This is a genomic window from Pseudomonas sp. NyZ480, assembly GCF_029537255.1.
GTDB classification, from domain to species: Bacteria; Pseudomonadota; Gammaproteobacteria; order Pseudomonadales; family Pseudomonadaceae; genus Aquipseudomonas; species Aquipseudomonas taiwanensis.
In genome coordinates, this window is sequence record NZ_CP120626.1 from 3,953,027 (window position 1) to 3,979,126 (window position 26,100).

Here is a 26,100-nt window from a genome sequence, read left to right on the forward strand (position 1 = left end):
CCCCCAATGGCCTTGGACATCATCGTTGTACTGATCTATGCCGCCGGCATGCTCGGGTTGGGCTGGTACGGCATGCGCCGTGCAAAAACCCACGAAGACTACCTGGTGGCCGGGCGCAACCTCGGCCCGACCCTGTACATGGGCACCATGGCAACCACCGTTCTCGGCGGCGCCTCTACCGTAGGCACCGTACGCCTGGGTTATGTCCACGGTATCTCCGGTTTCTGGCTGTGTGCAGCCTTGGGCCTGGGCATCATCGCCCTGAACCTGTTCCTCGCCAAACCGCTGCTGCGCCTGAAGATCTTCACCGTGACCCAGGTTCTGGAGCGCCGCTACAACCCGATGGCGCGCCAGGCCAGCGCGGCGATCATGCTGGCCTACGCGCTGATGATCGGCGTCACCTCGACCCTGGCCATGGGCACCGTGTTGCAGGTGCTGCTCGACGTGCCGTTCTGGATGGCCCTGCTGTTCGGTGGTGGCGTGGTGGTGGTGTATTCGACCATCGGCGGCATGTGGTCGCTGACCCTGACCGACATCGTCCAGTTCGTGATCAAGACCGTAGGCCTGATGTTCATCCTGCTGCCAGTGTGCCTGTACAAGGCCGGTGGTTGGGACACTCTGGTAGCCAAGCTGCCGGCAGCCAGCTTCAGCTGGACCACCATCGGCTGGGACACCATCATCACCTACTTCCTGATTTACTTCTTCGGCATCCTGATCGGCCAGGACATCTGGCAGCGGGTGTTCACCGCCCGGGACGAGAAAGTCTGCCAGCGCGCCGGTACCACTGCTGGTGTCTACTGCGTGCTGTACGGCCTGGCCTGCGCGCTGATCGGCATGGCCGCCCATGTGCTGATGCCGGACCTGGCGAACCCGAACAACGCCTTCGCCGAAATGATCAAGAGCCAGTTGCCCGATGGCATTCGTGGCCTGCTGATGGCGGCTGCCCTGGCCGCGATGATGTCTACCGCCAGTGCCGGCCTGCTGGCTGCCTCGACCACCCTGACCGAGGACCTGCTGCCTAAACTGCGTGGTGGCAAGCAGTCGAGCCTGGGCGTCAACCGCCTGTTCACCCTGCTCACTGGCCTGGTGGTACTGGCTATCGCGCTGGCGGTGAACGATGTGATCAGCGCCCTGACCCTGGCCTACAACCTGCTGGTCGGCGGCATGCTGATCCCGCTGATCGGTGCCATCTTCTGGAAGCGTGCGACCACCGCAGGGGCCATCGCCAGCATGTCGCTGGGCTTTGCCACCGCACTGTTCTTCATGTTCAAGGATGGTCTGGATGCCAACACGCCGATCTACTACAGCCTGGCCGTCGGTCTGGTGAGCTTCGTGGTGGTGAGCCTGATGTCGCGCAAGTCGGTGGCGGCGGCAAAGCTGGCGTGAGCCTGTAACGCGGGTTGGCCGCGATCGCCGGAAAGCCGGTTCCTGCAGGGTTGGTGCTTGCAGGGACCGGCGACACGGCCACTACGAACACCACGCCCCCCCAGAATCAAAAAGGCCGCGGCATCGGCAAGTGATGCAGCGGCCTTTTTTTCATTCAGCGACGACGCGGTTGGCGCTTGCGTTGTTCTTCGTCGGTCGGGATCGGCACTGGCTGCAGCGGCGGAGGGAGCAAGCCCAAGGCGACAGCGAGGTCGTGGAGCCAGTTGTAAAGTCGGTCGTTCATAAATGCCCCCTTTTACGGGTCAGCCTCACGGCAATTTCAAATCTTGCGATGTTTCATACAGATCATAGTCCGATGTCCTGTATTACGCATGCCTCTGCCTTTACAGATAAGGGCCAGTTTGACCCGGATCAAGCCGAAATGCCGTATTCCGACGACTGGTTAATCGTTTCGCTTTGTTGCAAATCGATCCACGCCTGTAAATTCGCGCCGCGCATGCCCTGACGCCACATCAACCAGGTGACCGCCTCATCGAATGGCGCCTGCAAGCGGTGCACCCGCACACGGTCGCGCCCTGGCAGACTGTCGAGCATCGAGCGGGCCATCATGGCCACCCCTGCCCCGGCAATCACGCAGGCCAGCATGCTCTGGTACGACTCGATCTCCATCACGCGCCCCATCGGCGTGTGGGCATGGGCATACCACGCTTCCAGCCGCATGCGGTAGGAGCAGCCCTGGCGGAAGGTGAACACCGCCTTGCCAGCAACGTCCTTGGCGGTGTGCACCACGGGGTGCTCCGGGCTGGTGATCAGCACCAACTCTTCTTCGCACAGCGGTATACCGTCCAATCCGGCCAGGTTCAGTGGGCCGTCTACCAGCGCGGCGTCCAGGCGATGGCTAAGCAGTCCTTCGAACAACTCGCCACTGGGTGCAGCTCGTACCTGCAGGTTCACCGCCGGGTAGGCCTGGTGATAGCGGGCCAGCAGCGCCGGTAGATGGGTGGCCGCCGTGCTGTACATGGTCCCCAGCACGAAGTCGCCGGCCGGCTGCCCGCCCTGCACCGCCGACAGCGCTTCGTCATGCAACGCAGCCAGGCGGTTGGCGTAGTCCAGCAGCACCTTACCGGCGGGCGACAGTTGCAGGCGCTGGCGCTCGCGCAGGAACAGCTCCACACCCAGTTGCTCCTCGAGTTGCCGCAGGCGCGTGGACAGGTTCGAAGGCACTCGATGCAGGCGCTCGGCGGCACGGGTCACCGATCCTTCCTCGGCCACAGCCTGGAAGATGCGCAATTGGCTGAACTCCATTGCATTCTCCAAAACAGAATAACTTCATCATCATTATTCAATTTTATTGAAAGTCAATCAGCCCTACCCTGCCATCCATCGCTTACATTCGCGCAGGAGTATCCTCATGTCGCCGCTCGTACAACTGCTGGCCAGTGCCGTGGCCCTGATGATGGCCATGGGCATTGGCCGCTTCGCCCTCACCCCGCAACTGCCGCAACTGATCGCCGAAGGCCAGTTCGACCTCACCGCCGCCGGGCTGGTTGCCGCCGCCAACTACCTGGGCTATTTCCTCGGCGCGGTGGATGCGATGTTCGCCCGCAAGCCTGCACAGGTTCGCCTGCGCCTGCACGGCGGGCTGTGGCTGTGCGTGCTGCTGACCTTGGCCTCATGGGCCACCGATGGGTTCTGGAGCCACTTGGCATTGCGCTTTGGTACCGGCGTGGCCAGCGCCTGGGTGCTGGTGATGATCACCAGCCTCAGCCAACAGGTCGCCAATGCGCACGGGCAGCAACGGTACGGGGCTCTGGTGTTCGCAGGGCCAGGCCTGGGGATCGCCCTGACCGGTCTGCTGGCACTGGCTGCGCACCTGTCGGGACTCGGTTCGGCAGCGTTGTGGATGATCTATGCCGTGGCTGCGCTGATCATGTTGCTGGCCGCCCGGCCCTGGCTACCCCAGGCGCTGCAACCGGCGCTAGCGCCCGCGGTGCCTCAACCAGGAGCCAACCGCAGCGCTGGCATTGGCCGACTCGGCCTGGTCTATGCCTTGTATGGCATCGGATACATCCTCCCGGCCACCTTCTTGTCGCAAATGGCCAGCCAGCAGTTTCGCGGACACTGGATGGCCGACCTGTTCTGGCCAGCGTTCGGCCTGGCCGCGGCACTGGGGGTGCTGCTGGTGAGCTTGCGTCGCCCTGGGCGGACCTCGGCCTGGCTAACGGCCACGCTTTGGTTGCAGGGGTTCGGTGTGCTTGCATGCCTGCTGGGCGATGGAATCGGCCTGGCACTGGGCGTGGTGCTGTGCGGCACCCCGTTCCTGGCCTGCATGCAACTGGTGATGCAACGTTCCCGCGAGCTGGCGCCGCAAGCGACGCAGCGTAATGCCGGTCTGCTCACGGCGTGCTTCGCCTTGGGCCAGTTGAGCGGACCTCTGCTGGCAGCGGTCAGCAGCCACTACAGCGCCAGCCTGGCGCCAGCACTGGTGCTGGCAGCGACGGGGCTGGGCCTGGCGGGGGTACTGGTGCTGATGGAGGGCCGGCGTCTGCCATCCTGCCCGCCGAAGGCCCAGACAGCCTCCTAAGACCCGAGCCGGAATACCTGTAGGAGCCGGTTTGCCGGCGATGGAGCCCGTACCGCCAACCGCTACCCGACCCACTTGCGCAATTGCAGCTTCACCCACGGCTCGGCACTCACCAGGATCACGCCCAGCAAGACCATGACAGCCCCCAGTACAAAATTGGCACTCAATGGCTCACCCAGTAGCACCACCCCGAATGTCACCCCGAACAACGGGGTGATGAACGAGAACACCGCCAGGTTCGAGGCCAGGTACTTGCGCAGCAACCAGAACCAGGTGAGGTAACTGATGAACGACACGACGATCCCCTGGAACAGCACACTACCAAGTGCCAACGGGGTCCACGTCACTGCCGCGATTTGCCCACTGAGCAAGGCGATCAGCACCAACCCGACACAGCCGACTGCCAATTGATAGAACAACGTCAGGGTCGCGGGCGCCTCCGACAACCGAGAGCAGCGCACCACCACCGTGGTCGCGCCCCAAGCCAGTCCGGCCAGTACCCCCATGGCGTCGCCCAACAAGGTGCGTCCATCCATCTGCTCGAACGACATGCCACCGGCAAAGGCGGTGGCTATTCCGCCGAACGCCAACAGGATGCCCAGCCACTGCAACAACCGCAGCCGCTCGCTGGCCAACCTGAAATGCAGCCCCAACGCGGTAAATACCGGTGCGGTATAGAGGAATACCGACATATGCGCCGCCGAAGTCAGCTTGAGCCCCTCGGCGATGAACAGGAACTCCAGGCCAAACAACCCACCCGCCACCGCGCCGGCTTTCCAGGTGCTTCCCAACTGCTCCCAGCCACCACGCCAGCAGACCAGCAAGCCAACCAGCACCGCGGCAATGAAGTTGCGCATGGCGGCCTGCATCACCGGGGCGATGTCGACCGCCGCCGTCTTGATCAGCACTTGCTGGCAGCCCCAGATGAGGCACAACCCCAGCATGACCTGGAAGGCGAAGGCGTCGGGATTCTTGCGGGTCGCGCTCATGGGCGCGACCCTGTTGCTGTGAAAGTCATGGATTCGAACTCGGCAGTGGACACGGAAGACCGATTATCGGATTTCAATGGTCGCTCATGCCACCCTTAAAACGACCTTGGGCTATCTGCATCAGTGGCGGTGCTCCACAGCCGAGGCAACCGTCTGCACACCCACCGGTCGTTGACGCTGAACTAAACGCCGCGCAGATACCTCCACCGGGCACCACCATCGCCGGAGGGAGAAAGGATGAAACCGCTGCTGCGCATCGTTTGTGCGACTGCCCTGTTCTGCAGCCTGCCCGCCTGGGCCTGCACACCGGAAGAAGCGACTCAGAAACGGGAGGAACTGGCCGGGCTGGTCAGCCGATTGACCGAACAGAACCCGCAAAAGGCCAAAGAGATCAATGACGAGCTACAGGGAATGGACCTGGGCACGGCGAGCAAGGACTTGCCCGATAAATGTCAGCTGATCGACAAGCGGATCAAGGAGCTCAAGGAGGCGCAGAACAAGGCTGAATCGTAACGGTCGGGGCCGGCAGAGCCGGCCTCATCGCGGGTAAACCCGCTCCTACCGTAAACGCGCACTGATCAGGATCGTGGCAGTTCAGCATTGCGGCTGCCAACCACCCGCGAAGAGGTCAGTGCAGCCGCGTTACTCAGCCACAGGCTTGCGCTTTTTCAGCGGCGCCATGCCATCGCTGCTGGCCAGCGGTGCCTTGGCCTTCGGCTTGGCGGCCGGCTTGCGTTTGGCAGCGGCCTTCTTGTCGCCAGTCTTCTTCTCGACCTTTTTCTTCTTGGTACCAGCCGCCTTGCCCGATGCCTTGACCTTCTTCGGCCCGTTGTAGGTGCCTTTCACTTCCTTGATCACACGGCGCTCGAACTGCTGCTTGAGGTAGCGTTCGATGCTCGACATCAGGTTCCAGTCGTTGTGGGTGATCAGCGAGATCGCCAGGCCTTCACCACCGGCACGGCCAGTGCGGCCCACGCGGTGAACGTACTCGTCACCACTGCGCGGCATGTCGAAGTTGATCACCAGGTCCAGGCCTTCGATGTCCAGGCCGCGGGCCGCCACATCGGTGGCAACCAAGACCTTGGAACTGCCCTGCTTGAAGCGCTCGATGGCCAGCTTGCGGTCTTTCTGGTCCTTCTCGCCGTGCAGGACGAAAGCCTTCACATCCTTGGCCACCAGGTGGCCGTAAATGCGGTCGGCCAGCGCACGGGTATTGGTGAAGATGATCGCCTTGTCGAAGGTCTCGTTGGCCAGCAACCACTGAACGATCTGCTCTTTGTGCTGGTCGTGGTCGGCGGTGATGATCTGTTGGCGAGTGCCCTCGGCCAGTTGCGAGACGCTGTTGAGCATCAGGTGCTCCGGGTCCTTGAGCACCTTGCCAATGACATCGCGCAGGGCCGCACCGCCAGTGGTGGCGGAGAACAGCAAGGTCTGCTCGCGGTTCTCGCACTCCTTGCACAGGCGCTCCATGTCCTCGGCAAAGCCCATGTCGAGCATGCGGTCGGCCTCGTCCAGCACCAATACCTGCACATGAGACAGGTCGAGGTTGCCGGCGTTGAGGTGTTCGAGCAGACGGCCCGGGGTGCCGACCAGCACGTCTGGCACCTTGCGCAGCAGCGCGGCCTGTTCCTTGAAGTCTTCGCCGCCTGTCACCAGGCCCGACTTGATGTAGGTGAACTGGGAGAACAGCTGCACTTGCTTGAGGGTCTGCTGGGCCAGTTCACGGGTCGGTAGCAGGATCAGCGAGCGGATCTCCACCCGAGGCGCACGCAGGTCGACCAGGCGGTTAAGCAGCGGCAGGACGAACGCGGCGGTCTTGCCGCTGCCGGTCTGTGCGGTAACACGCAGGTCGCGCCCTTGCAGGGCCAGGGGGATGGCCGCAGCCTGCACCGGAGTTGGCTCGACAAATTTAAGCTCGGCCACGGCTTTAAGCAGGCGTTCGTGCAGGGCGAATTGGGAGAACACGGAGGTAACCTCAGGCAAGTGCGGGGAAATTCAGTTGCATAGGGTAACGTTTTCTGCCGTTTTAGCCGAATTTCTTTTGGCATCAGGGCGGTCATGCGCGTTCTAATGGCCCTTCGTTTTGCAATAAAGACCTGCTTGTACGCTTATGGATATTCAACAAATCTGGCGCGATACCCTCGATCTGTGGGGCACCCTCGATCAACACCCCATTCTCCACGCCGCCCTCGGCCTGGTGGTGTTGCTGATCGCTTCCCTGGTGGTTGGTCGCCTGGCCCGCTTCTTCGTGCTGCACGCCACACGCCTGCTGGCGCGCCAGAGTGCCCTCAGATGGTTCGATGACCTGCGCCACAACAAGGTGTTCCAGCGCCTGGCCCAGACCACCCCCTCGCTGGTGATCCAGTTCGGCCTGAAACTGGTACCGGAACTGTCCGACACCGCCCAGCACTTCCTCGGCAACGTCGCCCTGGCCTTCACCCTGCTGTTCATGACCTTGGCGCTGTCGTGCCTGCTCGATGCGCTGCTGGACATCTATGCCCGCACCGAACACGCTCGCACCCGCTCGATCAAAGGCTACGTGCAACTGGCCAAGATGATGCTATGGATCTTCTCCGTGATCATCATCGTCGCCACCCTGATCGACCGCTCGCCACTGTTGTTGCTTTCCGGCCTGGGCGCCATGTCGGCGGTCCTGCTGCTGGTGTACAAGGACACCCTGCTGTCGTTCGTCGCCAGCGTGCAACTGACCAGCAACGACATGCTGCACGTGGGCGACTGGATCGAAATGCCCCAGGTCGGCGCCGATGGTGACGTGGTGGACATTACCTTGCATACGGTCAAGGTGCAGAACTTCGACAAGACGATCGTCTCGATTCCCACCTGGCGCCTGATGAGCGAATCGTTTCGCAACTACCGGGGTATGCAGCAATCCGGTGGACGGCGCATCAAGCGCAGCCTGTTCATCGACGCCGCCGGCGTGCGCTTTCTGACACGCGAGGAAGAACAGCGCCTGACCCAGGTACGCCTGCTCGGTGACTACCTGGCTGGAAAACGCCAGGAACTGCAAACCTGGAACGAGGCTTTGGGGCCGGTGGCTGAGCTGTCGGCCAATCGACGCAAGCTGACCAATATCGGTACCTTCCGCGCCTTTGCCCTGGCCTACCTGAAGAATCACCCCAACGTGCACCAGGGCATGACCTGCATGGTCCGTCAGATGCAGACCACTGCCGAAGGCGTGCCGCTGGAGATCTACTGCTTCACCACCACTACGGTGTGGGCCGAGTACGAGCGGATCCAGGGGGACATCTTCGACTACCTCCTGGCCGTGCTGCCGGAGTTCGGCCTGAGCCTTTATCAGCAGCCCAGTGGCACTGACATGCGGGTGGGGCTGGCGGCTCGGAGCCACCTGGCGCCGGCAGTGCACGGCCTGAGAGAAATGAGCGACGCCTGAAACCGTGGGGGCGGCTTTGGGCAAACCCAAGCCGCCCCCACCCGTTCACCGCCTCTTCAGGGATGAACCGCCTTGCGGAGCCCGCCCAGGCGAGTCATCCATACCGAGGCCAGGATGATCGCGCCGCCGATGAACAGCCTTCCCAGCGGCTCGTGCTGGTTCCAGATCAGCAAGTTGAGCAGCAGCCCCACCGGCACATGCAGGTTGTTCATCACCGCCAGCGTCGCCCCGGAAACCAGGCACGCGCCCTTGTTCCACCAGTACAGGCCCAAGGCGGTCGGACACAGGCCGAGGAACAGCAACACCAACCACTGCACGTCGGTGCTAGGCAGGTGCTGGGCATTTCCGAACAAGAGGAACGCGGGCAGCACCACGATCAGCGCGCCCAGGTAGAAATAGCCGAAACGCTTGTAATGCGGCAGGTCGCTAGGGTGTCGAGCAACCAGGTGACGGTACAGCACCTGGCCGGTGGCATAGGTGAAGTTGGCCAATTGCAGCAGCAGGAAGCCGATGAAGAACTCGCCGCTGATGGTGTCGAAGCGGATCACTGCGGCACCGGCCACCGCGACCAGGGCAGCAAACAGCGCCCAGGGGTTGAAGCGGCGGTTCAGGGCATCTTCGATCAATGTCACATGCAGGGGTGTGAGGATGGTGAACAGCAGCACTTCTGGGACGGTGAGCACGCGAAAGCTCAGGTACAGGCAGACGTAGGTGATGCCGTACTGCAGCGCGCCGATCAGCAGCATCGAGCGGATGAAGCGCGGCTCGACCTGGCGCCAGCGGGTCAGCGGCAGGAACACCAGCCCCGCCAGCACGACCCTTGCCAGCACGGCAAAGTAGCTGTCGACGTGTCCGGCCAGGTACTCGCCGATCAAGCTGAAGGAAAACGCCTGGATCAGCGCGACGATTATCAGGTAGCCCATGGTTGCCTCTCGTGGATCAAGGCGGCGACCTTAGCGGGTTGCAGCCGGTGAGTTCAACCATGAGGAATGTGAGGAAGGTGCCTGGCCCAGGTCTTGAGGGGGGCGCGTCAATCGGCCTATCGCGAGTAAGGCTCACGCCTACGATCCGAAACTGAGGGGGCTCGATCTGACGAACGACGATAATGTCATGACGGGCGCAAAAAAAACCCGGCCATCGAGGCCGGGCAGGTACACCCAAAGGAGCAACAAAGGTGTCAGGGTTGGGAATGCGCTACGACTCAGGCCACCGAGGCCAGCTTGGCCTTGGCCTGGTTGATGCCCTTCTCGTGGAAGTCACCGCTCATGTTCAGGCCTTCGGCATGGATGAAGGTCACGTCATGGATGCCGATGAAGGCCATCACCTGGCGCAGGTAAGGTTCCTGATGGTCGCTGAGGGCACCGGCATGGATGCCGCCACGGGCAGTCAGGACGATGGCGCGCTTGCCAGCCAGCAGGCCTTGCGGGCCGGTCGGGGTGTATTTGAAGGTGATACCGGCGCGCAGCACATGGTCCAACCAGGCCTTGAGGGTGCTGGGGATGGTGAAGTTGTACATCGGCGCGGCCATCACCAGCACGTCAGCGGCCAGCAACTCATCGGTCAGTTCGTTGGAACGGGCCAGAGCTTCCAGTTCGGCGGCGCTGCGCTGCTCCTCGGGCTTCATCCAGCCACCCAACAGGTTGGCATCCAGGTGCGGCACCGGGGTCACGGCCAGGTCGCGTACGGTGATCTCATCGGCGGGGTGCGCAGCCTGCCATTGCTGAATGAAGTCGCGGGTCAGTTGACGGGAAACGGAATCCTGCTGGCGGGCGCTGCTTTCGATGATCAGTACGCGGGACATGGGGTGCCTCCATCGGCAAAAAGGGTTGCGATTCGATGGAGGGAAGATTAAGGCTTGACCTATCGATAAAAAAGCGTAAAAAGTGGGTGCAATCTATCGAACAATCAGTTTTATTGAGCGTTGCAGTCCAAGGTGATGCGCAGTTTGATGATCTCCCGGTTGAACTTGGCGGTGACATCCACGCTTTTACCTGCCGGAACGTTCACCCGGCGCACCCGTGGCGCTTCCGGGCCATTGCGAAACATCACCTTGCACGCCGCCGGTACCTGCCCATAGTTGTTCAGGGTAATGGCACCGATGTCATAGGCCGTGTCGTAGGCGGTGTAGTCGAGTTTGACCCCCGTCAGTTCCTTCTCCACGTCGATGGGATAAGCCATGGCCCCGAGGGGCAGGCACATCAGTAAAGCCGCACAACATTTCTTCATGGGGCGCTCTCCTTGAAAGAGCGCAGCTTAGGACAACAGGAGCCAAAGATGAAAGCGCCGCGCGTGACCCTGGATCAGTGGCGAACCCTGCAGGCAGTGGTCGATCACGGCGGGTTCGCCCAGGCTGCCGAGGCCCTGCACCGCTCGCAGTCGTCGGTGAGCTATACCGTGGCACGCATGCAGGAACAATTGGGCGTGCCCCTGCTGCGCATTGATGGACGCAAGGCGGTGTTGACCGAAGCGGGCAATGTGCTGCTGCGCCGTTCCCGCCACCTGGTGAAGCAGGCCAGCCAGCTCGAAGACCTGGCGCACCACATGGAACAAGGCTGGGAGGCCGAGGTGCGCGTGGTGGTCGATGCCGCCTACCCCAGCGCTCGTCTGGTGCGTGCCCTGGCCGCCTTCATGCCGCAGAGCCGCGGTTGCCGGGTGCGCCTGCGCGAGGAAGTGCTGTCCGGTGTCGAGGAAGTCATGCATGAAGGCATTGCCGACCTCGCCATCAGCAGCTACAGCATCGGTGGTTACCTGGGCAGCGAGCTCAGCGCGGTGGAGTTCATCGCAGTCGCCCACCCCGAGCACAGCCTGCATCGTCTGGGACGGGAAATCACCTTCCAGGACCTGGAAAGCCAGTTGCAGGTGGTGATCCGCGACTCCGGGCGCGCCCAGCCGCGCGATGTCGGCTGGCTGGGCGCCGAGCAGCGCTGGACCGTCGGCAGCCTGGGCACCGCCGCGACCTTCGTCAGCAGCGGCCTGGGCTTCGCCTGGCTACCACGGCACATGATCGAACGGGAGCTGCGTGAGGGCGTGCTCAAGCCGTTGCCACTGGATCAGGGTGGCAGCCGCCATCCACTGTTCTACCTTTATTCGAGCAAAGAGAAGACCCTGGGCCCGGCTACGCAGATCCTCATCGAATTGCTGCGCAACTTCGATACCGCGCCACTGGACGTGCCCTTCGCAGCCCCCCCACAAGCCTGAGAGGACCGCGCCCATGGCCTATTTCGAACACCAGGGATGCGCACTGCATTACGAGGAATATGGCCAGGGCGCCCCCCTGGTGTTGCTGCACGGACTGGGGTCTAGCAGCCAGGACTGGGAACTGCAGGTACCCGTGCTGAGCCTTCATTATCGCGTGATTGTCATGGACATCCGGGGCCACGGGCGCTCCGACAAACCCCGCGACGGCTACCAGATCGCCACCTTCAGCGCCGACCTGCTGGCCCTGCTCGAACACCTTCAGACCGGGCCGGTGCATTTCGTCGGCCTGTCCATGGGCGGCATGGTCGGCTTCCAGTTCGCCGTCGATCATCCGCAATGGCTGCGCAGCCTTTGCATCGTCAACAGTGCCCCCGAAGTCAAGCGCCGTACCCGCAGCGACTGGATCTGGTGGCTCAAGCGCTGGGGCCTGGCGCGCATCCTGAGTGTCGAAACGGTCGGCAAGGGCCTGGCCGAGCGGCTGTTCCCCAAACCCCAGCAAGCCGAGCTGCGTCAAACCATGGCCCAACGCTGGGCTCGCAACGACAAACGCGCCTACCTCAAGAGCTTCGACGCCATCGTCGACTGGGGTGTACAGGAACGCATCGGGCAGATCCGCTGTCCTACCCTGGTGATCGCCGCCGACCAGGATTACACCCCGATACAACTCAAAGAGCGCTACGTCGCCCTGATGCCCCAGGCAAAGCTGGTAGTCATCGACGATTCCCGGCACGCTACACCCCTCGATCAACCCGAGGTCTTCAACCAGACCCTGCTGCACTTCCTTGCAGCCGCCTCAACCTCTCAAGGATCTTTGAGCCCATGCTGAAAAAACTCCTGCTCACCGCCTGCTCGGTCGCGTTCGCCACAAGCGTCATGGCTTCCGACAAGACCCCTCACGTGTTGCTCGACACCAGCTTCGGCCCGGTCGAAATCGAGCTCAATGCCGAGAAGGCGCCGATCAGTACCAAGAACTTCCTCGAATACGTCGACAGCGGCTTCTACAACAACACCATCTTCCACCGTGTGATCCCAGGCTTCATGGCCCAAGGCGGCGGCTTCACTGACCAGATGGTGCAAAAGAGCACCCGCGCGCCGATCACCAACGAAGCCGGCAATGGCCTGCAGAACACCCGTGGCACCCTGGCCATGGCCCGCACCTCGGACCCGAACTCGGCCACCAGCCAGTTCTTCATCAACGTGGCCGACAACGATTTCCTCAACCCTGGCCGTGACCGCGGCTACGCCGTGTTCGGCAAGGTCACCAAGGGCATGGAGGTGGTCGACCAGATCGTCAACTCGCCGACCACCATCAAGAAGGGCATGCGCGATGTCCCGGCCGACCCGGTGTACATCAAGTCCGCCAAACGCATCGACTGACCCCAGGCTTCACAGGGACGTGAAACCGCCTGAGGGTCGGATGGAACAGGAGTGCCGTCACCCATGCTGTATCGCCGTTTCGAGCAACTGATCGATATCTTCCGCGAGGCGCCGAGCGAGGCGCCTCCCAGCCAGGTCTGGCCGTTCTACCTGTACTACCTGCGCCAGGTATGGCCGAGTTTCCTCGCCCTACTGGTGGTCGGCCTGGTCGCCTCGGTCATCGAAGTGGCGATGTTCAGCTACCTGAGCCGCATCATCGACCTGGCCCAGGGCACTGCCAATGCTAACTTCTTCAGCGAGCACAGTGGCGAACTGATCTGGATGCTGGTGGTGATCCTGGTGCTGCGGCCGCTGTTCTTCGGCCTGCACGATCTGCTGGTGCACCAGACCATCAACCCCGGCATGACCAGCCTGATCCGTTGGCAAAACCATACCTATGTGCTCAAGCAGAGTCTGAACTTCTTCCAGAGCGACTTCGCCGGGCGCATCGCCCAGCGCATCATGCAGACCGGCAACTCCCTTCGCGATTCAGCCGTGCAGGCGGTGGATGCCCTATGGCATGTGCTGATCTACGCCATCAGCTCGCTGGTGCTGTTCGCCGAGGCCGACTGGCGCCTCATGCTGCCACTGCTGGCCTGGATCGCCTGCTACATCGCCGCGCTCTGTTACTTCGTGCCACGGGTCAAGGAACGCTCGGTAATTTCCTCCGACGCCCGCTCCAAGCTGATGGGCAGAATCGTCGATGGCTACACCAACATCGCCACCCTGAAGCTGTTCGCCCACACCGACTTCGAGCAGCAGTACGCCCGCGACGCCATCCGCGAACAGACCGAGAAAACCCAGCTGGCCTCCCGCGTCATCACCAGCATGGACGTCGTCATCACCAGCCTCAATGGCCTGCTGGTGGTCACCACCACCGGCCTGGCACTGTGGCTGTGGAGCCAGTCGCTGATCACTGTCGGCGCCATCGCCCTGGCCACGGGCCTGGTGATTCGCATCGTCAACATGTCAGGCTGGATCATGTGGGTGGTCAACGGCATTTTCGAGAACATCGGCATGGTCCAGGACGGCCTGCAGACCATCGCCCAGCCCGTGACCGTCACCGACAAGCCCAATGCGCCCGCGCTGAAGGTCAGCCGCGGCGCCGTACGCTTCGATGACGTCGACTTCCATTATGGCAAGGGCCGCAACGTGATCGATGGGCTGAACCTGGACATTCGCCCAGGAGAAAAGATCGGCCTGATCGGCCCCTCCGGCGCTGGCAAATCCACCTTGGTCAACCTGTTGCTGCGCCTTTACGACGTGCAGGGCGGGCGCATTCTCATCGATGGCCAGGATATCGCCGAAGTGAGCCAGGCCAGCCTGCGGGCGCAGATCGGCATGATTACCCAGGACACCTCGCTGTTGCACCGATCGATCCGCGACAACCTGCTGTATGGCCGCCCCGATGCCAGCGAGCTGGCGTTGCACGAAGCCGTGCGCCGCGCCCGCGCCGACGAGTTCATACCGCAGCTCTCGGACGCCCAGGGTCGCACCGGCTTCGACGCCCATGTCGGCGAGCGCGGGGTCAAGCTCTCAGGCGGTCAGCGTCAGCGGATCGCCATCGCCCGCGTGCTACTGAAGAACGCTCCTATTCTGATCATGGACGAAGCCACCTCGGCGCTGGACTCGGAGGTCGAGGCGGCGATCCAGGAAAGCCTGGAAACCTTGATGCAAGGCAAGACCGTGATCGCCATTGCCCACCGGTTATCGACCATCGCGCGAATGGACCGGCTGGTCGTGCTGGACAAGGGGCGTATCGTCGAAAGTGGCAGCCACAGCGAGCTGCTGGAACAGCAGGGCCTGTACGCGCGCTTGTGGCATCACCAGACCGGAGGATTCGTCGGCGTCGACTGACCGCGCCCACAGAGCTGATGCGATCAATCCCGCCGATACGGCAACATGCCCCGTGCTTCCTCGGCATAGGCCCTCACCCCTAGCCGTTCCTGCCCGAGGAAGTCCTCTACCGCGCGGCGCAGGCCCGGATGCAGCAGGTAGTGCCACGACCGCGTCAACACAGGCTCAAAGCCTCGGATCAACTTGTGCTCCCCCTGCGCGCCAGCATCGAATCGCTGGAGTCCCTGGGCCATGGCAAAGTCCATGCCCTGGTAGAAACAGGTCTCGAAATGCAGCCGGTCGAATTCATCCAGGCAACCCCAGTAGCGACCGAACAGGCTGTCACCACCGACCAGGCTCAGCGCCATGGCCACGTCACGCCCGCCCTGACGAGCCATGACGACCTGCACCGACGCCGGCATACGTTCCGCCAACAGGCTGAAGAATTCCCTCGTCAGGTAGGGCGCACGCCGACGCACTGCGTAAGTATTGGCGTAGCAGCGATAGACGAAGTCCCATCGCGCCTCGTCCAGTTCATCGCCCCGATACCACTGAAAATCAATGCCCTGCCCGGCCACCTGCTCACGCTCCTTGCGCATCTGCTTGCGCTTGCGTGAACTCAAGGTATCGAGAAAGTCCTGAAAGTCCCGATAACCCCGGTTGCGCCAGTGGAACTGGCAACCCAACCGCTCCATCCAGCCCGGCAAGCCGGCGATCTGCTCATCCAGCGCGGGCTCGGTAAAGTTGATATGCGCCCCGGACAAGCCGCCCTTGCCCAGGTACTCCGGCAACGCCTGAAGCAACACCAGGCCATCGTCGGGCGCGCTGGCGAGCAGGCGCGGGCCACTGACCGGGCTGAACGGCACGGCACCGAGCAGTTTGGGGTAATAGGCGATCCCGGCTCGCTCACAGGCATCCGCCCAACCATGGTCGAACACGTACTCACCGAACGAATGCCATTTGCGGTAGGCCGGCAGCAGCGCCCGCACCTTTCCATCACGCTCCAGCACCAGGTGCTCGGCAGCCCAGCCGGTGCTGGGTGCGACGCTGCCGCTGTCTTCCATCGAACTCAAGAATGCATGGCGTAGAAAGGGCTGGCCTGCAGGCACCAACGCATCCCAGGTGGCCGCTGGCAAGTCACGCAAATGGGCAAGGCTGTAGAGGCTGGTCACGGTATCGACTCTCGGTTTGAGGGGGCCAGTATCTCGGAAAGACGCACTGTCGCTCAAATGGTGCAGGCCCCCGCTTATCCTTTCATTCTCAATTACTTAACCACAGTGCCACTAATTAGACATTAATCTGTCATTCGCCCCCGCAATACTTGCGCCTGTTTTCCGGAACCTCAGAACCTGTCTATTCAGGCCCTTTCCGAAGACATGCCAACATAGGGGCGGGCGCAGAGCCTCCCCCATTTTTTTCAGTAGGGAGAACCTTATGCGTCTTGTTTCTACACTTACCGGAGTGAGCCTCACCGGCATGATGCTGGCTCTGAGTACTCCGGCCAGTGCTGCTGTCGACGCCAAGCTGCTCGAGATGCTCCGCGCCAATGGCTCGATCAATCAGGCGCAGTACAACGAACTGCAGGGCGACCTGGCAAAGGAAACCAAGGAAAAGGCCGACCAGAAAGCTCAGTCCGACCGCCTGAGTTCTTTCGAACAGAAAGTGGCATGGGCCGCCAAGACCCAGATCAAAGGTGATGTACGCCTGCGCTACGAAGACGTCAACGTCGACGATCCGAACAGCAGCAGCGGCAACCAGGATCGTCAGCGCGTCCGTGCCCGCGTTGGCTTCTACAGCGAGATCAACCCGCAAGTCGACGCAGGCGTGCGTATCGCCACTGGCAGCAGCGCCGACCGTCGCTCGACCAATCAGAGCTTCGACAACTACTTCGACAAGAAGTCGCTGTGGGTCGACCAGGCTTACCTGGACTGGCACCCTACCGGCGTGCCGAACCTGCACCTGATCGGCGGCAAGATGCAGCAGCCTTGGGTGAGCATGGGCGACATCATCTGGGACAGCGACATCAACCCGGAAGGCTTCGCCGCCACCTACAAAACCGATCTGGGCGGCGCCGAAGTGTTCGCCAGCGCCGGTCAGTACACCCTCAAGGACAACGTCGATGGTGACGGCGTGCAATACAAGCACGACGCCCAGGTCTACCACGGCCAGTTGGGGACCAAGTTCGCGCCGGTCGATGCCCTAAAAGTCACCGTGGGTGCGAGCATCTACGGCTATGACAACGACAAGGAAGCCGCCATCCTCCAGTCGTTCGGCAACACCACCAACGAGTTCAACCTGGTCGAAGGCTTCGGCCAGATCGACTTTACCGGCTTCGCCATCCCGCTGTCGGCTTACGGCCAGTACGTGAAGAACACCGAGAGCACCGACGGCGAAGACCAGGCCTGGCTGGCCGGTCTGAAGACCAAGCTCGGAGCCTGGAGCCTGGACTACAACTACCGCGATGTGCAGCGCAACGCCGTGGTCAGCCTGTTCACTGATTCCGACTTCGGCAACGGCTACACCGGCTCGCGTGGCCACAAGTTCAAGGTCGGTTACGAGATCGACAAGAACTTCTCGCTGGGCGCTACCTACCTGATGGCCAAGACCGACCTGTCGCAGTTGCCGAACAGCAATGCTGACGTCGACACCCTGCAGGTCGACCTGGAAGCCAAGTTCTAAGGGTTCGCTCTACGTCCAGGCGAGAAATGCTGACCCCATCCAGCATTTCTCGCCTTTTTCATGCCGGGTAGAAATGCACCGGTCTCTTCGCGGGTTGACCTGCGAAGAGACCGGTTCCGTCAGCCCAAGACTCAACGCTTGCGCAGAATCACGCTACCAATCGAATACCCCGCGCCGAACGAGCTCAGCACGCCCAGCGAACCTGGGGCCAGATCATCCTGATACAGGTGGAAGGCAATCACCGAGCCTGCCGAACTGGTGTTGGCATAGCGGTCCAGAATCACCGGTGCCTCTTCTTCAGCGACCTCACGTCCCAACAGCTTCTTGACGATCAAGTGGTTCATGCTCAGGTTGGCCTGGTGCAGCCAGAAGCGATTCACATCGCTCGGCTGAAGGCCATTTTCTTGAAGGTGAGCACCAACCAGTTCGGCCACTTTCGGGCACACCTCGCGGAACACCTTGCGGCCTTCCTGGATGAACAATTTGTCCGCAGCGCCCTCGCCTTCTTCCGCCGCGCGGTTGAGGAAGCCGAAGTTGTTGCGGATGTTGTTGGAGAACTCGGTCCACAGCTTGCTGCTGACAATCTCGAACTGGTGGCTGGAGGTAGCCTGGTCGGCACGTTCGATCAGCACCGCAGTGGCGGCATCACCGAAGATGAAATGGCTATCGCGGTCACGGAAGTTCAGGTGACCGGTGCAGACTTCCGGGTTGACCATCAGCACCGCCCGGGCCTGGCCCAGTTGCACACTATTGGCGGCGGTCTGGATGCCGAAGGTGGCCGAGGAGCACGCCACGTTCATGTCGAAGGCAAAACCCTGAATCTCCAATGCCTTCTGCACCTCGATGGCGATTGCCGGGTACGGGCGTTGCAGGTTGGAGCAGGCGACGATCACCCCGTCGACATCCGCCGCCGTACGACCGGCGCGCTTCAGGGCCTGTCGGGCTGCGGCCACGGCCATTTCGCAGAGGATCGACGGCTCGTCATTGCTACGCTCCGGCAGCCGCGGCTTCATGCGCAAAGGGTCGAGAATGCCGGCCTTGTCCATGACGAAGCGGCTCTTGATGCCCGAAGCCTTTTCGATGAAAGCTGCATCGGAAAGCGGTGCTGCCTCGACCTCGCCACGCTCGATGGCCGCTGCGTTATCGTGGTTGAACTGCTGCGCCCAGGTGTTGAACGACGCCACCAGTTCTTCGTTGGAAATGCTCTGGGCCGGGGTATACAGGCCGGTGCCGCTGATCACGACGTTATGCACGGTCGTTCCTCTGGTCAAAGGCCATCGCCACGGGGCGCTGGCTGGAAACATGACAGATAATGGCACTTTAGTGCCAACTTAAAGACAAAGGGTTACACACTCGTCGCGGCCAAACCCCGCTCCTTCAGGAGCGGGTTGCCCGCGATAGGCCGCTAAACGGCCCAAAAATTCACCCAAGTGTGCCACAAACAGGGAAGTTTAGCCCTCTACCTGACTCCACTGTTTGCTTAATCGCTTGTCGGAAATTGGCACCTTGGTGCCCAACTGCTGGGCGAACAACGATACGCGATACTCTTCCAGCCACCAGCGGTACAGCGTCAGTTGCTCGTCACGCTTGCCCTCCTGGGCATGCTTGTCGGCACGCGCCTTGTACTGTGCCCACAGGTTGCCCAGCTCGCCGCTCCAGACCCTGTCCTTCTGCACCTGGGCGCCCAGCTTCTCGAGACGCAGCTCGACGGCCTTGAGATAGCGCGGCAACTCCTTGAACCAGACTCCCGGTGTTTCGCGCACGAAGCCTGGATACACCAGGTTGCTCAGTTGCTGCTTGATGTCGTTGAGCGACACCGCCTGGCTGAGGTCGATCTTGCCCTTGAAGCGCTTTTGCAGGCCGTGCCACAACTTAAGCACCTCCAGGGCCTGGCGGGCCAGACGCTCGGCATGCTCGGCCCAGCTACCGCGCTTGCGTTCGGCCAGGCCGGCCAATGCGGCGCCATCGCGCGGCAGCGGGTCTTCCCCTTCAAGGATGCAACTGTCGAGACTGGCCAACAGAATGTCCTCGACCAGCGCCTCGATACGGCCCAGTTCGCGGTACAGCAAGCCCAACTCGGTCAGCCCTGGCAACTTGCCACGTAGGTACTTGGCGGGTTCGGCCAACTGCTGCAGCAACAGACGCTGGAGGGCGCGACGATGCTGGAACTCAGCCTCGGCCAAGGTCGAGAAGCGCGCCTCGCGCACGGTGCCGTTCGCTTCGACCAGCGCCGGGTAGACCGTCATCGACAACCCCGCGATCTTCTGCTGGGCGGTTTGCGCCACTTCGCTGAAAGCCTTGGCCTGCACCGGCTGCTCGGTTTTGTCGTTGCGCGGTACGGCCAGCGCTGCCTGGCTGGCGGCAGCGAAACGTGCCGTCAGCTCGGCCAGGTCACGCCCTTCGCCGAGGAACTTGCCTTGGCCATCGACCACTTCGATGTTCATCCGCAGGTGCCCTTCGACCAGGCGCACCGACTCGTCCCAGGCCTCATCGGACACCCGAGCGCCCGTCATGCGCAGCAACTCCTGGCCCAACGCCTGGGGCAATGCGCCTTGGCCGAAAGTCATGCGGGCAAGCGATGCCTTGACGAAGTCGGGTACCGGCACGAAATTCTTGCGCAGGGCCTTGGGCAGGTTACGCACCAAGGCCACGCACTTGGCTTCCAGCAAGCCCGGCACCAGCCACTCCAGGCGCTCGCCCGGCAGGCTCGGCAGCAACGGCGCGGGCACCCGCACGGTCACGCCATCGCGCGGGTGGCCTGGCTCGAAGTGGTAACTCAACGGCAAGCGCAGGTCACCCACCTGCAAGCTGTCGGGGTATTGCGCTGCGGTGACCTCGCTGGCTTCACGGGCCAGCACGTCTTCCTCGCGCATGATCAACAGGTTGGGGTCCTTCTGGCTGCCCATGCGGTACCAGCTGTCGAAGGTTGCGGTCTGGTGGATCTCTGCCGGTAGCCGCGCTTCATAAAAGGCGTAGAGGGTCTCTTCGTCGGCCAGGATGTCACGGCGGCGGGCCTTGGCTTCCAGCTCGTCGAGTTCTTCGAGCAGGCGCTTGTTGGCCGACAGGCACTTGGCCCGCGACTGGATCTCGCCACCAACCAGCGCTTCACGAATGAACAACTCACGCGAAGCCACCGGGTCGATGGGCCCGAAGTGCACCGGACGGCGGCCCACCAGGATCAGCCCGTACAGGGTGATCTGTTCGTAGGCCACCACCTGCCCGCGCTTCTTCTCCCAATGCGGTTCGAAATGGTTCTTCTTGACCAGGTGCGTGGCCAGCGGTTCGATCCAGTCGGGCTCGATCTTGGCCACCATCCGCGCATACAGCTTGGTGGTTTCCACCAGTTCGGCGGCCATCACCCACTGCGGGCGCTTGCGGCCCAGCCCCGAGGACGGATGCACCCAGAAACGCCGCTGGCGGGCGCCCTGGTAGTCGCCATCTTCGGTCTTGTGGCCGATCTGACTCAGCAATCCGCTGAGAATGGCCTTGTGCATCCGCTGATAGTCCGACGGATCCTTGTTCACCGCCAATTGCAGGTCGCGGCAGATCAGCGCCAACTGGCGATGAGCATCGCGCCATTCACGCAGACGCAGGTAATTCAGGAAGTTTTTCCGGCACCAGTTGCGCAGCGGGTTGGCGGTCAGCGCCTGGCGCTGCTCCTCGAAACCGCGCCACAGATTGACCAGGGCAGCGAAGTCGGAGTCGACATCCTTCCACTGGGCATGGGCCTGGTCGGCGGCTTGCTGTCGCTCGGGTGGGCGTTCGCGGGGGTCCTGCACCGACAATGCACTGGCGACGATCAGTATTTCCTGCAGGCTGCCCTGGCGCGCGCCTTCGAGCAGCATACGGCCCAGTCGCGGGTCGATCGGCAAGCGCGCCAGCTGGCGGCCCAGCGGCGTCAGCTGGTTCTCGCGGTTGACCGCCGACAGCTCCTGCAGCAGGTTGAAGCCGTCACTGATGGCCTTGCCATCCGGCGGTTCGATGAACGGGAAGGCATCGATGGCGCCCAGGCGCAGGTGCAGCATCTGCAGGATGACGGCCGCCAAGTTGGTGCGCAGGATTTCCGGGTCGGTGAACGCTGGCCGGCCGTTGAAATCCTCTTCGCTGTAAAGACGCACGCAAATACCCGGCTCGACGCGGCCGCAGCGGCCTTTGCGCTGGTTGGCGCTGGCCTGGGACACGGCCTCGATCGGCAAGCGCTGCACCTTGGCGCGGTAGCTGTAGCGGCTGATGCGTGCAGTACCGGTATCGATCACGTAACGAATACCCGGCACCGTCAGCGAGGTTTCGGCCACGTTGGTCGCCAGCACCACCCGGCGCCCGGTATGGGGCTGGAAAATGCGCTGCTGCTCGGCCGGGGAAAGCCGGGCATACAGCGGCAGGATCTCGGTGTGGCGAAGCTGGGCCTTGCGCAGGATGTCGGCGGCATCGCGAATCTCGCGCTCACCTGGCAGGAACACCAGCACATCGCCCGGCCCCTTGCCTTCGCTGCGCTCATGCTGGGCCAGCTCGTCCAGGGTAGCGAGAATCGCCTGGTCGACCGTGAGATCGTCCTCGACCTGGTTGCCTTCCTCGTCCTGCTCGCTGGTCAACGGGCGGTACCAGGTTTCTACCGGGTAGGTACGGCCGGACACCTCGATGATCGGCGCGCCGTCGAAGTGCTTGGAGAAGCGCTCCAGGTCGATGGTCGCCGAAGTGATGATCAGTTTCAGGTCGGGACGACGGTGCAGCAGCGTCTTGAGGTAGCCCAGGAGAAAGTCGATGTTCAGGCTGCGCTCGTGAGCCTCGTCGACGATGATCGTGTCGTAGCGTTCGAGGAAGCGGTCGTGCTGGGTTTCAGCGAGCAGGATACCGTCGGTCATCAGCTTGACCAAGGTGTTGCTGTCGCTCTGGTCTTCGAAGCGCACCTGATAACCCACCAACCCGCCCAACGGCGTGCCCAGCTCTTCTGCCACCCGCGCGGCAACGCTGCGCGCAGCGATTCGCCGAGGCTGGGTATGGGCGATCAGGCCATGGCTGCCACGGCCAAGCTCCAGGCAAATCTTCGGCAGCTGGGTGGTTTTGCCCGAGCCGGTCTCACCTGCGATCACCAGCACCTGGTTTTCGGACAGGGCTTTCTTGATTTCGTCGCGCTTGGCGGCAATCGGCAAGCTGTCGTCGTAGCGGATGTGCGGCACGCTCTGCTGGCGTGCGGTGACCTGGGCGCAGGATGCCTGGACCTTTTCCACCCATTGCGCCAGCTTGGCTTCGTCAGGGCGCTTGCGCAGCTCATGGATCTGCCGCCGCAGTCGATGGCGGTCGGCGATCATGGCGTGGTCGAGGTTTTTCAGCAATTGGTCGATGGCGTGGTCTGTCATGGGGCTTTTTAATCGTGCAGGTGAGCCTGCTTTTTCATGATCGGCATGCGAGAGATGCGCGATTGTCGCAGATTTGACGGTTGTTTGCTGTCTGCACCGGTCCCAGCGCCGGTAAGCAGGCTCCGATGGCTATCGCGGCGTCCGCGCGCCTGCGAATGTTTAGCGAAGCCAGATGTGAAGGTTGCCATTCACTGCTTTAATCAACCTTACGCCGCATGTGAGTATCGAAGGCATGACTTGCGTCCAGCTCCTCGCCCCACCGTCCTCCCGCCCTTCGCTGCCGAAGGCCCGAAGCTGTGCCGGTGAAAATCCGCTGGTCCACATCATCCTTGCCTTCTGGGCCCTGTGGCACTGCCGTCACGCACGCCCACCGGATACTTCGCTCACGCTTGACTGATCCGAACCGGCCCCTATCGGCCGATTGACTCAGCTCGACCGCCCGCATGCGCGGCGGTCCTGTGCGCCCATGAGCGAACCAATATGCACTTTGCACACCCAGAGCAGGCCAGCCGCTTCCTGGCTGAAAACCCCGATATCGAGCTGTTCGAACTGTTCATCCTCGACGCCAATGGCGTGCCCCGCGGCAAGCTGCTGCACCGCGATGAGCTGATGGCCGTCTATGCCAGCGGTCGCCCACTGCCCAGCACCATCCTTGGCCTAACCCTCAACGGCGACGACGTGGAAAACTCCGGGCTGGTGTGGGATGTCGGCGACATCGATTGCCGCGCCTACCCCTTGGACGGCTCGCTGGTGCGCCTGCCCTGGCGCCGCGTACCGACCGCCGCGGTGCAGGTCAGCATGCACCCTACCGAGGGCTTGCCTGCCAGCGTTGCCGACCCCCGTCATGTACTGCTGCGCACCCTCGATGCGCTGAAGGCCGACGGCTATTACCCGGTGATGGCCTGCGAGCTGGAGTTCTACCTGCTTGACCAAAAGCGCGATGCCCAGGGACGCCCGCAACCGGCGCTGGATGCCGATGGCGGCAGACCGCGTACCACCCAGGTCTACGGCCTGCGTGAACTGGAGCAGATCGAGCCGTTCCTGGCCGACCTGTACGCCGCCTGCAAAGCCCAGGGCATTCCGGCACGTACCGCGATTTCCGAGTACGCGCCCGGCCAGGTGGAAATCACCCTGGAACACGGTGACGCCCTGACCGCCATGGACCAGGCTGTGCGCTACAAACGCCTGGTCAAGGGTGTGGCCCACGCCCATGGTATGCAGGCCTGTTTCATGGCCAAGCCATTCGCCGAACTGGCCGGCACGGGCATGCACATGCACCTGAGCCTGGCCGATAGCGCTGGCAACAACCTGTTTGCCAGCGACGACAAGGCCGGCACCCCCCTCTTGCGCCAGGCCGTGGCCGGCATGCTGCGCCACTTGCGCGAGTCGTTGCTGCTGTTCTGCCCCAATGCCAACTCGTTCCGACGCTTCCAGGCCAACAGCTATGCGCCGCTGGCCCCCACCTGGGGGGTGGACAACCGCACCGTGAGCCTGCGCGTGCCAGGCGGCCCGGCCAACAGCCGGCATGTCGAGCACCGCATATGCGGCGCAGATGCCAACCCTTACCTGGCCGCGGCGGCCATTCTGGCTGCCACCCACCGTGGTATTCGCGAGCAGCTGGACCCCGGTGCGCCGATCGAAGGTAACGGTTATGCCCAGGCCACCGAATTCCTGCCCACCGACTGGCTGACCGCACTGGACAGTCTGGAACGCTCTGACTGGGCTCGCGAAGCGCTGGGCGAGGCTTTCCTGGGGGTCTATCTGAAGGTCAAACGCGCCGAGTATCGCCAGTTCATGGCCGAAGTCAGCGAACAGGACTGGCGCTGGTACCTGCACCAGGCCTGAGCCCTACCCTATTGAAGAACAAGGAACACCCAATGAACGCAGCAGTGAAGAACGGGCCAGCCCAGCGCGCGCCGTCCTATTACAGCGCCACGTTGAACGACCACACGCAGTACCCGACCCTCAAGGGCACGGTGGAGGTCGACGTGGCCATCATCGGCGGCGGGTTCACCGGCGTGGCCACCGCCGTGGAGCTGGCCGAGCGTGGCCTGAAAGTTGCCATTGTCGAAACCAATCGCATCGGCTGGGGTGCCAGTGGGCGCAACGGCGGCCAGGTCACCGGCAGCCTGTCCGGTGATGAGGCCATGCGCGCGCAGATGCGCAAACGCCTCGGCAGCGAGGTCGACGACTTCATCTGGCACCTGCGCTGGCGAGGGCACCAGATCATCGAACAGCGCGTCGAGCGCTATCGAATAGATTGCGACCTCAAGCGTGGCCACCTGCATGCCGCCATGAAGCCCTCGCACATGGCAGAACTGCGTGGGTTCGAAGCTGAAGCCCAACGTCGTGGCATGGGGGACCAGGTGCAACTGCTCGACCGCCAGGCCGTCTCCCGACACCTGCAAAGCCCGCTGTACCTGGGTGCGCTGAAGAACCGACGCAACCTGCACCTGCATCCGCTCAACCTGTGCCTGGGCGAAGCCCGTGCCGCCCACAGCCTGGGTGCTCTGGTCTTCGAAAACTCCGAGGTACTGGAGATCGTCCATGGCCCGCGTCCGGCGGTGGTCACCGCCGAAGGGAGGATCGAGGCCCGCCAGGTGATGCTGGCCGGCGATGTCTACCACAAGCTGGAAAAGCGCCAGCTCAAGGGCAAGATCTTCCCAGCCATGGGCGGCATCGTCACCACCGCGCCGTTGGGCGAGCTGGCCGAGCAGATCAACCCGCAAGACCTGGCGGTGTACGACTGCCGATTCGTGCTCGACTACTACCGTCTGACGGCTGACAAGCGCCTGCTGTTCGGCGGCGGCGCCAACTATTCGGGCAAGGATTCGCGTGATATCGAGGGCGAGCTGCGCCCTTGCATCGAGCGGACCTTCCCGGCACTCAAGGGCATCCCGATCGAGTTCCAGTGGAGTTGCGCCATGGGCATCGTGGTCAACCGCATTCCACAGCTGGGCAAGCTTTCGGACAACGTGTGGTACTGCCAGGGTTATTCCGGGCATGGCATCGCCACCAGCCACATCATGGGCGAGATCATGGCCGAGGCATTGACAGGAACGCTCGAAAAGTTCGACACCTTCGCAGCGTGCAAGCACATCAGGGTGCCAATGGGCGATCTGCTGGGGAATCCGCTGTTGGCGGCGGGGATGTGGTACTACCAGATGCTGGAAAAAATGCGCTGAAGCATGCACGGATAAACCCGCTTCAACAGGGCTCTTGCGATACCTGTGGAAGCGGGGT

The 26,100-nt window shown here is 62.7% G+C and carries 21 protein-coding genes; 11 read left to right on the forward strand and 10 right to left on the reverse strand.

What is annotated here, in order from left to right:
• Positions 1–6: 6 nt before the first annotated feature.
• Positions 7–1,386: a sodium:solute symporter gene (locus P3R38_RS18105; protein WP_023381650.1), complete on the forward strand. Its 1,380-nt coding sequence runs from the start codon at positions 7–9 to the stop codon at positions 1,384–1,386.
• Positions 1,387–1,540: 154 nt separating this feature from the next.
• Here P3R38_RS18105 and P3R38_RS18110 read toward each other — a convergent pair whose 3' ends face one another.
• Both P3R38_RS18110 and P3R38_RS18115 read right to left on the reverse strand, forming a co-directional pair.
• A complete protein-coding gene (locus P3R38_RS18110) occupies positions 1,541–1,669 on the reverse strand; it encodes a PA1414 family protein (RefSeq protein ID WP_023381651.1) in 129 nt (42 codons plus the stop codon).
• Positions 1,670–1,797: 128 nt separating this feature from the next.
• Positions 1,798–2,691: a LysR family transcriptional regulator gene (locus P3R38_RS18115; protein WP_104881381.1), complete on the reverse strand. Its 894-nt coding sequence runs from the start codon at positions 2,689–2,691 to the stop codon at positions 1,798–1,800.
• A 106-nt stretch (positions 2,692–2,797) separates the two neighbouring features.
• Between P3R38_RS18115 and P3R38_RS18120 the strand changes: the two genes are divergently transcribed.
• The gene (locus P3R38_RS18120; protein WP_277686478.1) at positions 2,798–3,970 is read left to right on the forward strand and encodes an MFS transporter; all 1,173 of its coding nucleotides are present in this window, start codon (positions 2,798–2,800) and stop codon (positions 3,968–3,970) included.
• 62 nt (positions 3,971–4,032) lie between these two features.
• On the opposite strand, the gene P3R38_RS18125 is transcribed toward P3R38_RS18120, so the two are convergent.
• A complete protein-coding gene (locus P3R38_RS18125; protein WP_023381654.1) occupies positions 4,033–4,959 on the reverse strand; it encodes a DMT family transporter in 927 nt (308 codons plus the stop codon).
• Positions 4,960–5,196: 237 nt separating this feature from the next.
• Here P3R38_RS18125 and P3R38_RS18130 point away from each other — a divergent pair, with 237 nt between their 5' ends.
• On the forward strand, positions 5,197–5,472 hold the full coding sequence (locus P3R38_RS18130; RefSeq protein WP_023381655.1) for a hypothetical protein: 276 nt from the start codon (positions 5,197–5,199) through the stop codon (positions 5,470–5,472).
• Positions 5,473–5,601: 129 nt separating this feature from the next.
• Here P3R38_RS18130 and P3R38_RS18135 read toward each other — a convergent pair whose 3' ends face one another.
• Positions 5,602–6,924: a DEAD/DEAH box helicase gene (locus P3R38_RS18135; protein WP_023381656.1), complete on the reverse strand. Its 1,323-nt coding sequence runs from the start codon at positions 6,922–6,924 to the stop codon at positions 5,602–5,604.
• A 145-nt stretch (positions 6,925–7,069) separates the two neighbouring features.
• On the opposite strand from P3R38_RS18135, the gene P3R38_RS18140 reads away from it, so the two are divergent.
• Positions 7,070–8,371 carry a mechanosensitive ion channel family protein gene (locus P3R38_RS18140; protein WP_277686479.1) on the forward strand — a complete coding sequence of 434 codons (1,302 nt, stop codon included), beginning with the start codon at positions 7,070–7,072 and terminating at the stop codon, positions 8,369–8,371.
• Between the two features lie 56 nt (positions 8,372–8,427).
• On the opposite strand, the gene P3R38_RS18145 is transcribed toward P3R38_RS18140, so the two are convergent.
• The 3 genes from P3R38_RS18145 to P3R38_RS18155 all read right to left on the reverse strand — a co-directional run bounded on the left by P3R38_RS18145 (position 8,428) and on the right by P3R38_RS18155 (position 10,597).
• A complete protein-coding gene (locus tag P3R38_RS18145) occupies positions 8,428–9,294 on the reverse strand; it encodes a carboxylate/amino acid/amine transporter (protein WP_023381691.1) in 867 nt (288 codons plus the stop codon).
• Positions 9,295–9,572: 278 nt separating this feature from the next.
• Positions 9,573–10,172, reverse strand: coding sequence for an FMN-dependent NADH-azoreductase (locus P3R38_RS18150; protein WP_023381692.1), 600 nt, complete (start codon positions 10,170–10,172; stop codon positions 9,573–9,575).
• A 110-nt stretch (positions 10,173–10,282) separates the two neighbouring features.
• Complete coding sequence (locus P3R38_RS18155) at positions 10,283–10,597, reverse strand: hypothetical protein (RefSeq protein WP_023381693.1); 315 nt, start codon at positions 10,595–10,597, stop codon at positions 10,283–10,285.
• A 48-nt stretch (positions 10,598–10,645) separates the two neighbouring features.
• Between P3R38_RS18155 and P3R38_RS18160 the strand changes: the two genes are divergently transcribed.
• From P3R38_RS18160 to P3R38_RS18175, 4 genes are all read left to right on the forward strand, one after another.
• Entirely contained in the window at positions 10,646–11,569 is a 924-nt protein-coding gene (locus tag P3R38_RS18160; protein ID WP_023381694.1) for a LysR family transcriptional regulator, read from the forward strand.
• A 13-nt stretch (positions 11,570–11,582) separates the two neighbouring features.
• A complete protein-coding gene (locus P3R38_RS18165; RefSeq protein WP_277686480.1) occupies positions 11,583–12,395 on the forward strand; it encodes an alpha/beta hydrolase in 813 nt (270 codons plus the stop codon).
• Positions 12,389–12,946 carry a peptidylprolyl isomerase gene (locus P3R38_RS18170; RefSeq protein ID WP_023381696.1) on the forward strand — a complete coding sequence of 186 codons (558 nt, stop codon included), beginning with the start codon at positions 12,389–12,391 and terminating at the stop codon, positions 12,944–12,946. The genes P3R38_RS18165 and P3R38_RS18170 overlap by 7 nt, the downstream gene beginning before the upstream one ends.
• A gap of 63 nt (positions 12,947–13,009) precedes the next feature.
• A complete protein-coding gene (locus tag P3R38_RS18175) occupies positions 13,010–14,842 on the forward strand; it encodes an ABC transporter ATP-binding protein (protein ID WP_023381697.1) in 1,833 nt (610 codons plus the stop codon).
• Positions 14,843–14,865: 23 nt separating this feature from the next.
• Here the strand turns inward: P3R38_RS18175 and P3R38_RS18180 are convergent, their stop codons facing one another.
• Positions 14,866–15,993, reverse strand: a complete 1,128-nt coding sequence (locus P3R38_RS18180) for a GNAT family N-acetyltransferase (protein WP_023381698.1) — start codon at positions 15,991–15,993, stop codon at positions 14,866–14,868.
• A 262-nt stretch (positions 15,994–16,255) separates the two neighbouring features.
• Here P3R38_RS18180 and P3R38_RS18185 point away from each other — a divergent pair, with 262 nt between their 5' ends.
• Positions 16,256–17,500, forward strand: coding sequence for a putative porin (locus P3R38_RS18185; RefSeq protein ID WP_023381699.1), 1,245 nt, complete (start codon positions 16,256–16,258; stop codon positions 17,498–17,500).
• A gap of 131 nt (positions 17,501–17,631) precedes the next feature.
• On the opposite strand, the gene P3R38_RS18190 is transcribed toward P3R38_RS18185, so the two are convergent.
• Positions 17,632–18,753, reverse strand: a complete 1,122-nt coding sequence (locus P3R38_RS18190; protein ID WP_023381700.1) for a beta-ketoacyl-ACP synthase III — start codon at positions 18,751–18,753, stop codon at positions 17,632–17,634.
• Between the two features lie 198 nt (positions 18,754–18,951).
• Positions 18,952–22,857 carry an ATP-dependent RNA helicase HrpA gene (gene hrpA / locus P3R38_RS18195; RefSeq protein ID WP_023381701.1) on the reverse strand — a complete coding sequence of 1,302 codons (3,906 nt, stop codon included), beginning with the start codon at positions 22,855–22,857 and terminating at the stop codon, positions 18,952–18,954.
• 480 nt (positions 22,858–23,337) lie between these two features.
• Here hrpA and P3R38_RS18200 point away from each other — a divergent pair, with 480 nt between their 5' ends.
• Complete coding sequence (locus P3R38_RS18200) at positions 23,338–24,702, forward strand: glutamine synthetase family protein (protein WP_027907441.1); 1,365 nt, start codon at positions 23,338–23,340, stop codon at positions 24,700–24,702.
• 32 nt (positions 24,703–24,734) lie between these two features.
• Positions 24,735–26,042 carry an FAD-binding oxidoreductase gene (locus tag P3R38_RS18205; RefSeq protein ID WP_023381704.1) on the forward strand — a complete coding sequence of 436 codons (1,308 nt, stop codon included), beginning with the start codon at positions 24,735–24,737 and terminating at the stop codon, positions 26,040–26,042.
• Positions 26,043–26,100: the final 58 nt, after the last annotated feature.

What these genes read in the sequence shown, in the direction of transcription:
- P3R38_RS18105 (WP_023381650.1), top strand. Translation starts at nt 7, where the DNA reads ATGGCCTTGGACATCATCGTTGTACTGATCTATGCCGCCGGCATGCTC.
- P3R38_RS18110 (WP_023381651.1), bottom strand. Translation starts at nt 1,669, where the DNA reads ATGAACGACCGACTTTACAACTGGCTCCACGACCTCGCTGTCGCCTTG.
- P3R38_RS18115 (WP_104881381.1), bottom strand. Translation starts at nt 2,691, where the DNA reads ATGGAGTTCAGCCAATTGCGCATCTTCCAGGCTGTGGCCGAGGAAGGA.
- P3R38_RS18120 (WP_277686478.1), top strand. Translation starts at nt 2,798, where the DNA reads ATGTCGCCGCTCGTACAACTGCTGGCCAGTGCCGTGGCCCTGATGATG.
- P3R38_RS18125 (WP_023381654.1), bottom strand. Translation starts at nt 4,959, where the DNA reads ATGAGCGCGACCCGCAAGAATCCCGACGCCTTCGCCTTCCAGGTCATG.
- P3R38_RS18130 (WP_023381655.1), top strand. Translation starts at nt 5,197, where the DNA reads ATGAAACCGCTGCTGCGCATCGTTTGTGCGACTGCCCTGTTCTGCAGC.
- P3R38_RS18140 (WP_277686479.1), top strand. Translation starts at nt 7,070, where the DNA reads ATGGATATTCAACAAATCTGGCGCGATACCCTCGATCTGTGGGGCACC.
- P3R38_RS18145 (WP_023381691.1), bottom strand. Translation starts at nt 9,294, where the DNA reads ATGGGCTACCTGATAATCGTCGCGCTGATCCAGGCGTTTTCCTTCAGC.
- P3R38_RS18150 (WP_023381692.1), bottom strand. Translation starts at nt 10,172, where the DNA reads ATGTCCCGCGTACTGATCATCGAAAGCAGCGCCCGCCAGCAGGATTCC.
- P3R38_RS18155 (WP_023381693.1), bottom strand. Translation starts at nt 10,597, where the DNA reads ATGAAGAAATGTTGTGCGGCTTTACTGATGTGCCTGCCCCTCGGGGCC.
- P3R38_RS18160 (WP_023381694.1), top strand. Translation starts at nt 10,646, where the DNA reads ATGAAAGCGCCGCGCGTGACCCTGGATCAGTGGCGAACCCTGCAGGCA.
- P3R38_RS18165 (WP_277686480.1), top strand. Translation starts at nt 11,583, where the DNA reads ATGGCCTATTTCGAACACCAGGGATGCGCACTGCATTACGAGGAATAT.
- P3R38_RS18170 (WP_023381696.1), top strand. Translation starts at nt 12,389, where the DNA reads ATGCTGAAAAAACTCCTGCTCACCGCCTGCTCGGTCGCGTTCGCCACA.
- P3R38_RS18175 (WP_023381697.1), top strand. Translation starts at nt 13,010, where the DNA reads ATGCTGTATCGCCGTTTCGAGCAACTGATCGATATCTTCCGCGAGGCG.
- P3R38_RS18185 (WP_023381699.1), top strand. Translation starts at nt 16,256, where the DNA reads ATGCGTCTTGTTTCTACACTTACCGGAGTGAGCCTCACCGGCATGATG.
- hrpA (WP_023381701.1), bottom strand. Translation starts at nt 22,857, where the DNA reads ATGACAGACCACGCCATCGACCAATTGCTGAAAAACCTCGACCACGCC.
- P3R38_RS18200 (WP_027907441.1), top strand. Translation starts at nt 23,338, where the DNA reads ATGCACTTTGCACACCCAGAGCAGGCCAGCCGCTTCCTGGCTGAAAAC.
- P3R38_RS18205 (WP_023381704.1), top strand. Translation starts at nt 24,735, where the DNA reads ATGAACGCAGCAGTGAAGAACGGGCCAGCCCAGCGCGCGCCGTCCTAT.